Raw genomic sequence first — 13,826 nt, 5'->3', positions numbered from 1 at the left:
TGGGCGCCCCTTTTCCTCTGCCTTGCCCATTCACCGAGTACGATCCTTGTGATGGATCGAACCGCAGTCTTGAGCTTGCCAATCGGCGCGACACTGCGATGTCGCGCGCATGACATATTCAGTGTCCAGCGACGAGCCCCGCCGCAGCGGTCTTCTTGGGTTGCCGCAGCAGCAAGACGACTGGCGTCATCGCGATGATCATAACGCCCATCAGCCAGAAGCAATCGCTATAGGTCATAACGAGCGCGTTGCGTTCGATGAGGCTCGACAGCTGCGATATTGCGCGAAGCTTCGCCGTGGCCGCATCGATGCCTTGGCTGACACCGCTCACCGCAAGGCGCGCCTGTCCGGCGATCGAATTTGCCGTGAGCGCCTCGCGTATGGTGTCCGAATGGGCAGCGCTGCGCTGGTCGATGACGACGCCGCTCAAGGCGAGGCCCATCGAGCCCCCGAGATTGCGGGCCATGCTGTAGATACCGGCGCCGTCGGCCGCATTTTCGCGTCCGATAGCGGCCATGGAGACCTGGTTGAGCGGCATCGCAGCCAGGATCTGTCCCACGCCCCGCAGCAATTGCGAGATGGTGAAATCACCTCCGGCGCTATCCGGACTAAGCCCGATGTCGACGAAGCAGCTTGCCGCGAAGAAGACCAGGCCGAGCGCGACCATGATCCGCGCGTCGAAACGGCCGACGACACGGGGAAGGATCGGAACGAGCAACAGCACTGGAACTGCGGACAAAGCCATGATGCCGCCCGCCTGTCTTGGATTGTATCCTGCGATCGTGCTCAGGAACTGCGGAAGGATGAAGGTCGCGCCGTAGGTGGCTGCCCCCACGGCGAGGGCGATCAGCGCAGCGCTGGCGAAGGCACCGTTCCGGAGCAGCGAGAGCTTGATGACCGGGTCGACACTGGTCTTCTGGGTCACGAACAGCACGACGAACCCGAGGAGCGAGGCGAGGCTCAGCTGCACGATCATCGGAGACTGGAACCAGGCCTCGCGTTGCCCCTCTTCGAACACGACCGTCAGGCAGCTGAACGCCAACGTCATGCCCGCGATTCCCCACCAATCCGCCTTGGCCAACAGCCCAAGGTTTGGACCTTGGCGCGGCAGGCCGACAAGCAGCAGAACAGCGAGCGCGATGCCGACAGGCAAATTGAGGAAGAAGCACCATCTCCAGGTGATCTCTTCGGCGAGGTATCCTCCGAGCACCGGTCCGAGGATCGGCCCGATGAGCACGATGACGCCGAAGATGCTCATTCCGACAGGCATCTGGCGGGGCGGCAGCCGGGTTCTGACGATGACCTGCGCGGTCGGTATCAAGGCGCCGCCGAAAAATCCTTGCCCGACGCGCCCGATGATCATCGCGAGCAGGCTGTCGGACAGGCCGCAGAACATGGAGAATAGAACGAATGCCGTGGTCGTCACCAGAAGCAATGTTCGCAGCCCCAACAGACGCGTGAACCATGCGGTAAGGGGGATCATGATGACCTCGGCAACGAGGTATCCCGTGCCTATCCAGGTCCCCTCTGTGCCGCTGGCTCCGATGGCTCCCTGGATTTGCGGCAGCGCGGTGTTGGTGATCGAGATGTCGAGCGTGGCCATTAGCGCGCCGATCGCGCCGGCGACGACGGCGACCCAGTCGGTGAGGCTCGCGGCATCCGGCTGAGGCCCAGCCGCCTGGACCGATATCGATTGCGCGCTCATTGCACCGACGCCACCTTGTCGAAGGTCGAAACCTTGGTGTTGACCGAGACTTCAATGGAGAGGCCGGGCAGCAGCGGAGGCATCTTCTGGCCCGTTTCCAGCTTGATGCGGACGGGAACACGCTGGACGATCTTGGTGAAGTTGCCTGTCGCGTTCTCCGGAGGCAGCAGGGCGAACTGCGCGCCTGTTCCCGGCGCGAAGCTGTCGACGACACCTGTGACCTTGAAATTGGGATAGGCGTCGATCGTGACCGTGGCGGGCTGGCCCGCGTGCATGTCCCCGATCTGCGTTTCTTTGAAGTTGGCCACAAGGTAGATGTCGTCGGTTGGAACGACCGTCATCAGCTGCGTGCCCGGCTGGACGAATTGTCCGACCTGGACCGTGCGATCGCCGATCCTGCCGGAGATCGCACTACGAAGCACCGTGTCGTCGAGATCAATTTCTGCCTTGCCGAGGCTCTCTTGGGCGGCAACCAGTTGCGCATGGGCCTGTTCGACCTGCGCCTTCAGGGCGGTCGTCTGCTGCCGGGCCGCAGCAAGGACAGCCTGCTTCAGCCGAACAACGGATTTCGCCTGTTCGAGCGCGCTCCTCGCCTGCTCGCCCTTGTGCTGGCTCTCGATGCCGCGGGCGGCGAGGGGCGACGTCCGGTCGAAGTCCTTCTGGGCGAGTTCGGCATTCTCGGTCGCGTTTTCGAGGTCGGCCGCAGCCTGTGCAATCACAGAGTCCTGCTGCTTGATGTCGGCCTCGCTCTTGGCGACGTCCGCCTGGCGGGCGTTGACGGTGGCCTTGGCCTCGCGGACCGCCATTTCGTAGCGGCGGGGATCGATCTTGACGAGCGGCTGGCCCGCCGTGACCGTCTGGTTATCGGAGACATATACCTCCGCGATCTGCCCGGAAAGCACGGGGGCCATCGAGACCTGATCGGCGCGAAGATAAGCATTGTCGGTGCTCTCGATAAAGCGTCCGTTCTTATGCCAGTCGTAGCCATAATAACCGCCGCCGATGGCGACAATGGCTCCAATGGTGGCCAGCGCATATCGCGCGCGGCTGCGCTTCGTTTGTATTTTTGCTTCCGGCAAGGAAGCGGTTTTTGGGGAGACAATAGCGTCCATGGTCAAGTCGCTTGGTGTTCGTTGAATTGCGTGAATTATTACACGCGTAATAATTCTGTCAACTGGAAGAATTTTTACAGATGGAATAAATTTTATCGTCATGGTATTGTCCGCTGGACAAGGAGTGATTGATGACGAGTTTGAGACGACGCAATGCCGAGAGCGGCTACCCAAGGGGTGACGAAACCAAGGCGAGGATCATCAAGACGGCAATCTCGTTGTTCGGTGAGAACGGATTTGCTGGCGTTTCCGCCCGGGAGATCGCCAGCGCGGCAGGCGTGCCGGCACCGTCCTTGCAGTATTATTTTCAGAACAAGGAAGGTCTTTACGAGGCCTGCATCGCGGACATTCATGCCTCCGCTTGGGAAGCTATCGGACCTGTCACGTGTGAGGTCGAGGAACTCCTCACGGCCAAAGCGGACGCGGACAAGGTCATCGACGGTTATTGCAGAATTCTGGAGGCTCTCGCGGATTTTCTGTTCGCGATGCCGGATGCGGCCAGCCGTGCGTTGTTCGTGGCCCAGCATCGTTCGCCGTCAAATTCGCCGACCAGTAAATCGAGCGGCAAAAGTGCCACGGGCAGGCGAATTCAGGAGTGTTGCGCTGCCATCGTCGCTCGCGTCTCCAGAAATCGTCTAACTGACGAGGAGATCGGCATGGTGTGTACCACGATCAACGGGCAGCTGATTATCGTCCATCTTGCTCGGGAGCATGTGGAAGACATGATGGGCTGGCAGGAAATCACACCCGAGAGGATCGAGGCCCTGAAATCGGTCGTGAGAAAACACACAACCGTCATCCTGAATTCCTATCGATCATGACGTCTTGAGGGAACCTGGGCACGGACACGGCGGGGCAAGCGTACACGCCAATCTTCCTTTTGCTCGTCCCCGTTCTGGGTCGCCAGAATAAGCCCCTTCGACCTCAAGCAGTGCTCTGAGTTCACGGCGCAACATCGGACCCGTCGCTCCCTTGAGGCGAGGAAGGGGAGAGCCACCAATAATTGGCTGCCAACAGGGCTACAAATGCCAGAACGCTTAAGACAATGTCGATGACGTTCAAGTCAGGCTTGAGCATTTTGCGGGCCACGACAAACGCGAGCAGCTCCAGTATCGCCCTGAGGTCGTGAGTGACGAGCGTGCGGACGAGTTCTATGGCGATCACCAGCAACAACACCCGATAGATCAACTCATAGAATGTGTCCGTCTGCCCCCAACTCATCGCTAAAAGAGTCTGCGCGCTGCTCAGGCCAAAAACGGCGACCCCGCCAAGGATCACCAGCGCCAGGATGCGCTCTAGCCAGGTCGCTATCGTCTTGAAGCTGTTCGATATGCGATCGTTCGCGTCCATCGTTGAAGCATCCTCTTGTCGGTGCAGCAGTCGCGAGACCTGGAAGCCCGTCACGATCAGCGTCACGGCGTTCTTGATATCGGTCGCTCCGCGTCATTTCCTCCCAGCGGCTATCGGGCCGGCATAATCGGCCTAAGCACCGAGCGTTGTCTTTACCCTTTCCCGAGTATAGGGCAGATCGTAAAGGCGCTTGCCTGTCGCGTGCTTGAAGGCGTTGGCAATGGCTCCCCCCGTCGGTCCTTGGGCGGCTTCCGCGACACCGAGATAAGGCTGGCCGGGATTGTCGACAACATGCACCTCGATGCTGTCCGGAACCGCGCTGAAGCGCAGGATCGGATAGGCCGACCAGTCGGGGCTGGTGATCCGTGTATTGTTGAAATGCACCGCCTCGTAGAGTGTCCAGCTCATCGATTGCAGGATGCCGCCCTCGGTTTGGTTGACGATGGCGTCTGGTGCAACGGCCTCGCCGCAATCGACGGCGGATACGACGTGCGAAATCTGGATGATGCCCGTCTCGGCATCGACCTCTGCTTCGAGCGCGATGGCCAGATAGGCGGCATGGTTCTTGTATTTCGCGAAGGCGAAGCCACGTCCCTTGCCCGCCGGTAGCGGATCATTGTTCCAGTTGAACTTGTCGGCTGTGACCTCGATCACTTTCCGGGCCCTTGGGTCCTTCATGTGCCGGAGCCGGAACTCGACGGGGTCAGCCCCGGCCGCTTCCGCAAGCTCGTCCATGAAGCTCTCGATGGAGAAGACGTTGCAATAGGCACCAAGTCCGCGAAGCGCCGAGACGCGGACCGGCATGTCGGCCAGGAAATGCCAGTTCACGCGCTGGTTCGGGACGTCGTAGAGCGGAATGGCGTTGCGATCGCCATTGCCGAGCGGCGATATCTGCAGCTTGGCCGCATCCGGCGGGAAGTGCTTGGCCATCAGTCTCCCGGCGATCAGCGAGCCGGCAGAACCCGGACGCGTACCGTGGTTGTTGCTCCACAGATCGTAGTGCCAGTTGACGATGGTTCCCTTTTCATCGAGCGTCGCGTTGGCGCGGGTCAGCATGGCCGGACCGTAGGGTTCCCACAGATGCTCCTGATCGCGCATCCATTGCACACGCACCGGACGGCCGGGAAGGGTGGTGGCGATCAACGCCGCATCGGCCGCGGCATCGTCGGCGCCGTTATGACCGTAGCAGCCCGAGCCTTCCGTATGGATGCAGCGCACCTTGTCCTCCGGCATGCCGACCATTTGCGCGATCGCCTTGCGGTCCGGATAGACGCCCTGGGTATGCGTCCAGACAGTCAGCGCATCGTCCTTGAAAACGGCGACTGCCGCGGAAGGGCCGATGGAGCCGTGCATCTGGTAGGCACGGGTGAACTGAGCCGAGAGCGTCTTGACGCCCGCGGCTGTGTCCGCGCCGACCGACGTGACGGTGCCGACCTCGCGGACGTTGGCTTCGAGCCATGCGGGAATCTGCTCCTGGTCCGGAAGCACGGCCTGTTCCTGCCATTTTGCGATGGCGGTCATGGCGCGCATCGCCTTGACCGCTTGGAACTCCTGCTCGGCCACGACGGCAAGGAAATCACCGTCGCGCACAATGGCGATCACGCCGGGCATGGTCTTGATCTTGGTTTCGTCCAGCTCGACAAGCTTGGCCGAATAGCTCGGCGGCCGCACAACCCGGGCATGCACCATGCCCTCGGGACGCATGTCCTGCACATAGGCTTCGCCGCCAGTCACCTTGCCGGGAATGTCGATGCGGGCAAAAGGTTTGCCGATGGCGTGATAGCTGTCGGGCGACTTGATCTTGGTATTGGGGTCGGCCTCGATGTGCAGCATCTGCTCGGAGACCAGTTCGCCGTAGCCGACCGAAGCACCGTTCGGGGCGATAACTTTTCCATTTTCCGCCTTCAGTTGATCGGCCGGGACGCCGAGCTTGCCGCTCGCCTGGGCGATCAGGATCTGGCGGACCTGAGCGGCCGCATAGCGGATCGCAGTGCCGCTGTTCTGGATCGTCTGACTGCCGGCCGTATAGCCCTCATTCGGTGTGATTGCCGTATCGGCGGTGATCAGATGGATCTCCCTCGGCGCTACCTCAAGTTCTTCGGCAGCGATCTGGCGCAGCGAGGTTTTCGTACCCTGGCCAAGTTCGGCCTTGCCGGTGAAGACGGTAATCGTACCGTCCGCATCGATGCGGATCCAGGCATCCAGCGACGGTGTGTCGGCGAGGCTGCCCTGCAGCTTTGCCGGAGGCTTGGGCGCGGTTGGCACCTCGCCTTCCTGAGCGGAAGCTTCGAGCGGGATGGTGAAGCTGACGACCAGGGCGCCGGTGCCGGCGAGGAAGGTTCGGCGGGTGATGTCGAAAGTAGGCGCGTTCATCGTCTTCCTCCTCAACCAGCTGAAACCGGGGTGGCGGAGGCCGATTTCATCAGCTCGCGCGCCCGCTGGACGGATTTCAATATCCGCATATGCGTGCCGCAGCGACAGAGATTGGGTTCCAGCGCCGTGCGGATATCGGCATCGGTGGCGTCCGGTTTCGATTCCAGGAGCGCCTGCGCCCGCATCATCATGCCAGCGATGCAATAGCCACATTGCGCCGACTGTTCCGCGATGAAGGCCTGCTGCATCGGTCCGGGATTGTCGATCGTGCCGAGGCCCTCGACCGTCTTGATCCGCCGGCCTTCGAGCAACATGATGGGGATGAGGCAGGAGAAGACTGCCTTGCCGTCGACCATGACCGTGCAGGCGCCGCACTGGCCCATTCCGCAGCCGAACTTGGCTGCATTCAGCTTGAGGTCGTTGCGCAGCACATAAAGGAGCGGTGTGGAGGGATCCGCCTCGACCTCGTGGACCGCGCCATTAACGTTGAGCTTCATCATTGGTCTTGCGCTCCTATATCATCGGGGCCGCGCTCAATGCCGTCGGACGGCCGGACGCTGACCTGGAACTTCCCACTTCTGGTATCGGCAGCGCGCGCCGCGACGTCCGGCCAGGCAGGCTGGCCGGCAAAGGTCTCGCGCAGATAGGCAAGCAAATCGGTCAGCTGTTCGTCGGTCATCGCCGCGGCGAAGCCCGGCATGATCGCACTCTGGCGGCCACTTGCCGCCGGCAGGCCGAAGAGCACCATGTTGATCGCATTCTGCGCGTCGGGCGCATTGATCGTGCTGCTCAGGTGAAAATTGATCCCGCCGAAAGGAAGGGGGCGGCTCCCGTCATGACAGGTGGCGCAGCCGGCCTGATAGATCGCCGCGCCACGGCCGGCGGGCGTATCGGTTGGAGCGCTGGCAAGCACGAGATCCTCGCCGATCTTCTTGCGGATCTGCTCACCCCTTTGCTGGCGTTCGGGCGAGGGTGTGCCCATCAGCGCGGCGACATAGGTGGCGATCGTTTTGACGTCGGAATCCGGAAGCAATCCGAGATTGCCGGTCACCTCGCCCATCGGGCCGTTGGTTACGCCATGGTCGGCATGCCAGCCCTGGCGCAGATAGGCAAAGAGACTGTCTTGCGTCCACGGGATCGGGGCCGGCGAACTGGGGTTGAGCGCTGGCGCGCTCCAGCCTTCCGCCTGACCACCTGCGAGATGCATGCCCGCCCTCTCGGCGCCGAACATGTTGCGCGGCGTGTGGCAGGCACCGCAATGGCCGAGGCCGTTGACGAGATAGGCGCCGCGGTTCCATTCCTCGCTCTCGGAGGCGACCTTCTGGAAGGGGCCTTCGTTGAAGAAGAGCAGCTTCCAGCCGGCGAGCACGAGGCGAATGTTCAGCGGGAACGGCAGTTCGTTTGCCGGCGGCGACTGCTTGACCGGCGGTCGGGTCATCAGGAAGGCATAAAGCGCCTTGTTGTCCTCATCGGAAACGAGCGTGAAGTGATCGAAGGGGAAGGCAGGATAGAGATGCTTGCCATCGCGGCGGACGCCTTCGCGCATGGCACGGTTGAAGGCCGCCTCCGACCAGGTGCCAATGCCGGTTTCCGGATCGGGCGTAATATTGCTGGAATAGATGGTGCCGAATGGGGTCGGCAGGGCGAAACCGCCAGCGAAGGAACGGCCGCCCGGTTGCGTATGACAGGCTGTACAGTTGCCGACCGCGGCCAGCATCGCGCCCTTGTGGATTAGCGCCTGATCGAAGGATGTGCGATCCGGCGGCCTGATCGGCGCTATCGCGGATTTCCAGGCAATTGCAAAGAAACCCGCACAGGCAACGATCACAACACCCAGCAGGCCGAATAGGAAATGTTTCAATCTCACTTAATGCTCCTCGGCTCCCCTGATGGCAGAAAGCGCAGCCACAGGAAAAAGCCAATCTTCAGGATAAGATGATGAAAACATTCATGATATTGTATCTTTCAGGGAATATATGTCGCGCTTGACATCCGTCAATTCACGCGTGTGTGACCGCTCAGATACGTGAAACTGCGTGAAATCGCGTGGTGAGTATTATCCTGAAAACATTTGAGCGCCGGCTCGGGTATGCTCTCCAATTCCATGCAAGCCGAAGTTCAATTCGCTCCTTCGTGGAGCTTCCCTAATTAATTTTCGCGGTTGTCCGCGACCTCACGGCACAACAGTCAAATAACCGGGCCGCCGTCGCCAGCCTCGCTTCTTCATTCGACTAACCGGACGCTGATCCATGGAACTCCGTGGCAGATCACCGGTATAGAGCTGCGACGATGGCGTTAGGCCGGTTGCTGAAATGGATGTACGCAGAAGAAGAGCTGTTCTGCTGGAGCGTTACAAGCGCTGGTTCGCCGCTTCGACGAACGCGTCAAATATTCGAGAGCCAGGGTGGTCTGCGGGATCAAACAATTCCGGATGCCACTGTACCCCCATCGCGAAAGATAGCGAGGGTACCTCAATCGCTTCGACAACGCCGTCCAAGCCACGGGCAGTAGCAACGACACTGTCGGACAGCTCTACGATTGCTTCCCTGTGGAAGGTGTTTACGCTGAATGTCTCGGCAGCAAAGATATCAGCCATTCTTGTGCCGGCTTGGATGGTTACCTCATGGAGCGGATTGCCGCGGTCATGATTGATCGCACCCGACCAGGAGGAGTGCACATCCGAAACCATGCGACAACCATGTAGGCACCCGAGCATCTGCATCCCATTGCAAACGCCGAGCACTGGTTTATCGCGGGCAAGGAACCCCTTCATCAGCGCTATCTCGACTGCGAGACGATCAGAGATCGGGTAGCGAGACTGATCGCCGTCGACGTACCACTGTTTCGGAAAGTTGATGCGCCCTCCGACACTTAAAAACCCATCGAATTCATCAACCACTTGGTCTACGAGGTCTGGCACGTAGGGAATGCCGTATGGAAATCCCCCTGCACGATCAATGGCTGCAAAGTAGCGTTTCGAAATATCATACCGGTCACCACCAGCACTGGTGTTTTCGTCCATGATGACGGCGATCGTGGGTCTGCGCTTCATTGAGTTGCTACCTTGATCCATCCGGGAATCGCGCGGGATTTCTATCAAGTCGTATCAGGGCGTGCCGTGCCAGTCACCCTTTCGACGGACGCTCGACGTGGCTTCGTCATATTGCGTTTTTGAATCTCGATTCCGGTAGCGCGGATCGCGCCAGGCATCCCAGGTGCCGACGACAGAAAGGCAATTATCGAGGTGCAAGTCTTGCGAACTCTGCACCAAGAGATCACGCAAAGGGTTCGGTCGGGCCCTTCGCCGGCTTCGTGAACCACTCAGCTCCGGTCTCGGTCATGTGGATGTGGTCTTCGAGCCGGATGCCGAAGCGACCGGGGAAGACGATCATCGGTTCGTTGGAGAAGCACATGCCGGATTCCAGCCGGGTGGCGTTGCCGCGAACGATATAGGGCTCTTCGTGGATTTCCATCCCGAGACCATGTCCGGCGCGGTGCGGCAGGCCGGGTAGGGCGTAATCCGGACCGAGGCCATGTTCGGCCAGTACACGGCGGGCGGCATCGTCGAGACTGCCGCAAGAAGCGCCAAGGCGGGCGGCCTCGAACACCGCATGCTGGGCCTCGCGCTCGATTGCCCAGGCGGCAGCGAATTCCGTCGTTGGCTCCTCCAGCACGTAGGTTCGGGTGAGATCCGAATGATAGCCGTCGAGCCGGCAACCCGTATCGACGAGAACAACGTCGCCCGGTGCATAGATCTGGTCACCATCGGCGCCATGAGGAAGCGACGTCGCTAGTCCGAAGGAAACGATGCAGAAGCTTGATCCGCCCTCGGCGCCCAGTGCGCGGTGCTGTTCGTCGATATGACGCACGACTTCCGAAGACCTGACGCCCGGCTTGATGAAGGAATGCGCGCGGCGATGCACCTCCAGCGTCAGGCCCATGGCATACTGGATAAGAGCGATTTCGGTCTGGGACTTCCTGAGCCGCAGGTCGCGGATCAGTCGTCCGCCGTCGACGAGCCGGTCGGCGCCGAAGGCGCCGGCAAGCTGGTGGTAGATGAACAGCGGCAGGGCATCGTCGAGCGCCAGTCTGGCATTTGCCGGCAGCAGCGAGGCGATCAGCGCCGCGGTCGCTTCATCTTCCTGCCAAATGACGATTTCACCCGGCAGACGCGGCAGGCTCTCGACCCTGCTCTTTTCGAAGCCCGGCGCGATGTAGCGGACACACTTTGGCGTCACCAATGCGCCAAGCAATCGTTCGCTCGGGTGCCAGTCGAGGCCCGTGAAATAGCGGAGGCTCTCCGTCGAGCCGAGCAGGCAGCCGTCAAGAGCTTTATCTTCGAGTGCGGCCTGCAGGCGCGCGAGGCGCTGGCGCCGTTCGTCATCGGTGATCTTCGCAACGGGATGGGACCAGGACATATCGGAGTTTCCTTGTTCGCGGAGCCGGATGGTGAGCCGCCTATACGATCATGTCGTCAGATTGTCGACAGTGATCCACCCGATTCATTCTCGATGCGAAGCTGCAGTTCGGTGGTCAAGTGGCACCCTGCGTCCGCGGGTTCAATGCGTGCTGTCGCTGTCCGCTGTTCACCGACGTCCATACAAAAAAGGCCCTGCCGTGACGGCAAGGCCTTATTTTGTCTAGAGCATACGATCCCCACTGCGGATCGAGGAATGCCTCATTGGCCAGCCGCGGCCCTTTGCTCGCGTTTCGGCAATTTCCAGCCTGGCCGTACAAAGTGGCAGGTATAGCCATTCGGGATGCGTTCCAGATAGTCCTGGTGTTCGGGTTCCGCTTCCCAGAAATCGCTGACCGGAACAACCTCGGTAACGACCTTTCCGGGCCATAGACCCGAGGCGTCTACGTCGGCGATCGTGTCCTCGGCGGTCGCACGCTGTTCGTCGTTGGCGTAGAAGATCGCCGACCGGTAGCTGGCGCCGAGATCATTGCCCTGCCGATTCACCGTTGTCGGGTCATGGATCTGGAAGAAGAACTCGAGGATGTCGCGGTAGCTGGTCTTGGCGGGATCGAACAGGATCTCGATCGCCTCGGCATGATTGCCGTGATTGCGATAGGTCGCATTGGCGACCTCGCCACCGGTGTAGCCCACGCGAGTGGATACGACGCCGGGGAACCGCCTGATGAGGTCCTGCATGCCCCAAAAGCAGCCGCCCGCCAGTACTGCACGATCTACGGTCATTGGAAACGTCCTTTCCAGTCAAACAATGGGCGGTAAACATCGGCACCCATTTCTTGCGACATTAAATGGGGACTGGCGTGGCATTTTGCCAGACTGCGTATCGCCGCCGCCGTTTCAGGATTGGCGGTTGAAAACTACCGCTTCATATCCGGACAGACATATGGAGCCTCTGCAGCAGCATAGGTCCGCTCGACGATATCCTTGCCGGCAGTGATTTGAAGGGTGAGGCCATCGGCTGAAACGGCCTTGATCCTGGCATGTATGATGGCGCCGTCCTCATCCCATGAAATCTCCTTGGAAGACGCCTGTTTCCAAGTCCTGAGAGCATAGGTTTCCCAGCAGGAGTCGATCAGTAATTTGCCTTTCGGCAGGAAGATCATCATCGGGCCTGGCAGGTCGGACTGGGCTTTGGTCTCGATCCACGGCGTGCCAATCAGCGAAGACGTGGCGGCTTTCTCGGCAGCGAGGGTCGGTGTCGCGAGTGCCACCGCGGCAATACTGATTGCGGCAACTGAGGCTTTCTTCAAAGTCTTTCTCCATAAGCGGGGAATCATCCCGCCGAGCATCAGTCACGGTTGGGCGACAATGTGGCCGGAGCGCAAGGGAATGTGTTTGGAGAGAGCCAGGCGGCAGCGCTAGACGAGCACCGCCTGGTCGACGCGGTCTTCGGTTCCGAAGAACTTCAGGTAACGCTGGACCTCTGTAGCGTCGCCGGTCGCTTTCTGCGGATTGTCCGACAGTTTTACGGCCGGCCGGCCGTTGGCGTCGCTGACCTTGCAGACGATGGAGATCGGGTTGAGCCCCGAGATTTCCGTCGGCGCGCAGCCCGCGAAGTCGTTCGTCAGGTTGGTGCCCCAGCCGAAGCTCATGCGCACCTTGCCTTCGAAATGCTTGTAGGTGTCGATGATCGCGTCGACATCGAGCCCGTCCGAGAAGATCAGCAGCTTCTGACGCGGATCGCGGCCCATTTTCTTCCACCAGTCGATGATCTTTTCGCCGCCTTCGATCGGCGGGGCGCTATCCGGCCGGAAGCCCGTCCAATCGGCGACCCATTCGGGTGCGTCGCGCAGGAAGGCGGCCGTGCCGAACGCATCCGGCAGCACGATCAGCAGGTTGCCGCCATAAAGCTTGTTCCAGTCGCGTAGAACCTTGTAGGGGGCATTGCGCAGCTCCGCATCGTTCTTGGCCAATGCGGCCGCCACCATCGGCAGCTCGTGGGCGTTCGTCCCGACAGCTTCGAGGTCGGAGTCCATGGCGAGCAGGACGTTGCTGGTGCCGGTGAACGCAGGACCAATGCCTTCCTTCAGAGCCTCGACGCACCAGCGCTGCCACAGGAAGCTGTGGCGGCGGCGTGTGCCGAAATCCGAGATCCGCAGCCCCGGCAATTCGCGCAGCCGCTCCACCTTCTCCCACATCCGTGCCTTGGCGCGGGCGTAGAGCACATCGAGCGTGAACGGTCCGAGCGCCTTCATCGCGGAGCGCGAGCGCAGCTCGTTGATGATGGCAAGTGCCGGAATTTCCCACATGGTCGTGTCCTTCCACGATCCGTGGAAGTCGAGCACATATTGACCATCGCGTTTCGACAGCTCGTATTCGGGAAGCTGGAAATGAGAGAGCCAGGCCAGGAATTCAGGCTCGAAGATCTGCGCGCGCCCATAGAAACTGTTACCAGCGAGCCAGATCATCTCCTTCTTGGAGAGGCGGAGCGAACGCGCATGGTCGAGTTGCTCCCGCAGTTCGCCCTCGTCGATCTCTTCGGCCAGCAGCACGCGTTTGGTGCGGTTGATCACCGTGAACGTCGCGTCGACGTCTGGATAGAGCTTCCAGATCATCTGCAGCATGAGCAGCTTGTAGAAGTCTGTGTCGATCAGGCTGCGAACAATCGGATCGAGCTTCCAGGTGTGATTGTAAACGCGCCTTGCGATATCGGTCTTGGCCATGAACTCCGCCCATTCCCAAACCGGACACGTCGCGTCATAAGCCGACGCACGAAGACCGGCTCGTGCGTTTCTTATCGAAAAATCAGCCGGTAAAGTCCAGCGCAAACAGAAAAGCAACCTGCCGGCCGTCCGACAGGATGCTTCGT

General features: G+C 60.6%; 12 protein-coding genes. 1 reads left to right on the top strand and 11 read right to left on the bottom strand.

The features are described 5' to 3' along the window. Positions 1-118: 118 nt before the first annotated feature. Positions 119-1,705, bottom strand: coding sequence for a DHA2 family efflux MFS transporter permease subunit (locus C934_RS0103405; protein WP_018855293.1), 1,587 nt, complete (start codon positions 1,703-1,705; stop codon positions 119-121). Then, positions 1,702-2,817 (bottom strand): HlyD family secretion protein, encoded by a 1,116-nt coding sequence (locus C934_RS0103400; RefSeq protein WP_018855292.1) that lies wholly within the window; start codon positions 2,815-2,817, stop codon positions 1,702-1,704. The genes C934_RS0103405 and C934_RS0103400 overlap by 4 nt, the downstream gene beginning before the upstream one ends. A 131-nt stretch (positions 2,818-2,948) precedes the next feature. Between C934_RS0103400 and C934_RS0103395 the strand changes: the two genes are divergently transcribed. After that, positions 2,949-3,638 carry a CerR family C-terminal domain-containing protein gene (locus tag C934_RS0103395; protein WP_018855291.1) on the top strand — a complete coding sequence of 230 codons (690 nt, stop codon included), beginning with the start codon at positions 2,949-2,951 and terminating at the stop codon, positions 3,636-3,638. A 121-nt stretch (positions 3,639-3,759) separates the two neighbouring features. Here C934_RS0103395 and C934_RS0103390 read toward each other — a convergent pair whose 3' ends face one another. The 9 genes from C934_RS0103390 to pncB all read right to left on the bottom strand — a co-directional run bounded on the left by C934_RS0103390 (position 3,760) and on the right by pncB (position 13,680). Beyond that, on the bottom strand, positions 3,760-4,233 hold the full coding sequence (locus tag C934_RS0103390; protein WP_018855290.1) for a hypothetical protein: 474 nt from the start codon (positions 4,231-4,233) through the stop codon (positions 3,760-3,762). A 66-nt stretch (positions 4,234-4,299) separates the two neighbouring features. Next, positions 4,300-6,540: a xanthine dehydrogenase family protein molybdopterin-binding subunit gene (locus C934_RS0103385; protein ID WP_018855289.1), complete on the bottom strand. Its 2,241-nt coding sequence runs from the start codon at positions 6,538-6,540 to the stop codon at positions 4,300-4,302. Between the two features lie 11 nt (positions 6,541-6,551). Further along, a complete protein-coding gene (locus C934_RS0103380) occupies positions 6,552-7,040 on the bottom strand; it encodes a (2Fe-2S)-binding protein (RefSeq protein ID WP_018855288.1) in 489 nt (162 codons plus the stop codon). Continuing rightward, entirely contained in the window at positions 7,037-8,407 is a 1,371-nt protein-coding gene (locus C934_RS0103375) for a c-type cytochrome (protein ID WP_026371529.1), read from the bottom strand. Before C934_RS0103375 ends, C934_RS0103380 begins: the two co-directional genes overlap by 4 nt. Before the next feature lie 483 nt (positions 8,408-8,890). Next, the gene (locus tag C934_RS0103370) at positions 8,891-9,613 is read right to left on the bottom strand and encodes a gamma-glutamyl-gamma-aminobutyrate hydrolase family protein (RefSeq protein ID WP_018855286.1); all 723 of its coding nucleotides are present in this window, start codon (positions 9,611-9,613) and stop codon (positions 8,891-8,893) included. Positions 9,614-9,815: 202 nt separating this feature from the next. Then, the gene (locus C934_RS0103365; protein WP_018855285.1) at positions 9,816-10,958 is read right to left on the bottom strand and encodes a M24 family metallopeptidase; all 1,143 of its coding nucleotides are present in this window, start codon (positions 10,956-10,958) and stop codon (positions 9,816-9,818) included. Between the two features lie 260 nt (positions 10,959-11,218). After that, entirely contained in the window at positions 11,219-11,740 is a 522-nt protein-coding gene (gene msrA / locus C934_RS0103360; RefSeq protein ID WP_018855284.1) for a peptide-methionine (S)-S-oxide reductase MsrA, read from the bottom strand. A 134-nt stretch (positions 11,741-11,874) separates the two neighbouring features. Beyond that, positions 11,875-12,267, bottom strand: a complete 393-nt coding sequence (locus C934_RS0103355) for a hypothetical protein (protein WP_018855283.1) — start codon at positions 12,265-12,267, stop codon at positions 11,875-11,877. Between the two features lie 108 nt (positions 12,268-12,375). After that, on the bottom strand, positions 12,376-13,680 hold the full coding sequence (gene pncB / locus C934_RS0103350) for a nicotinate phosphoribosyltransferase (protein WP_018116706.1): 1,305 nt from the start codon (positions 13,678-13,680) through the stop codon (positions 12,376-12,378). Positions 13,681-13,826: the final 146 nt, after the last annotated feature.

The organism is Rhizobium sp. 42MFCr.1 (assembly GCF_000377185.1).
In the GTDB taxonomy this organism is placed as follows: Bacteria; Pseudomonadota; Alphaproteobacteria; order Rhizobiales; family Rhizobiaceae; genus Rhizobium; species Rhizobium altiplani.
The sequence above is the reverse complement of the archived record's forward strand: the minus strand, read 5'-3'. Positions and strand labels throughout refer to the sequence as shown.

Bases quoted from the DNA above. Each gene is read 5' to 3' on its own strand.
- C934_RS0103405 (WP_018855293.1), bottom strand. From the start codon at position 1,705: ATGAGCGCGCAATCGATATCGGTCCAGGCGGCTGGGCCTCAGCCGGAT.
- C934_RS0103400 (WP_018855292.1), bottom strand. From the start codon at position 2,817: ATGGACGCTATTGTCTCCCCAAAAACCGCTTCCTTGCCGGAAGCAAAA.
- C934_RS0103395 (WP_018855291.1), top strand. From the start codon at position 2,949: ATGACGAGTTTGAGACGACGCAATGCCGAGAGCGGCTACCCAAGGGGT.
- C934_RS0103385 (WP_018855289.1), bottom strand. From the start codon at position 6,540: ATGAACGCGCCTACTTTCGACATCACCCGCCGAACCTTCCTCGCCGGC.
- C934_RS0103380 (WP_018855288.1), bottom strand. From the start codon at position 7,040: ATGATGAAGCTCAACGTTAATGGCGCGGTCCACGAGGTCGAGGCGGAT.
- C934_RS0103370 (WP_018855286.1), bottom strand. From the start codon at position 9,613: ATGGATCAAGGTAGCAACTCAATGAAGCGCAGACCCACGATCGCCGTC.
- C934_RS0103365 (WP_018855285.1), bottom strand. From the start codon at position 10,958: ATGTCCTGGTCCCATCCCGTTGCGAAGATCACCGATGACGAACGGCGC.
- msrA (WP_018855284.1), bottom strand. From the start codon at position 11,740: ATGACCGTAGATCGTGCAGTACTGGCGGGCGGCTGCTTTTGGGGCATG.
- pncB (WP_018116706.1), bottom strand. From the start codon at position 13,680: ATGGCCAAGACCGATATCGCAAGGCGCGTTTACAATCACACCTGGAAG.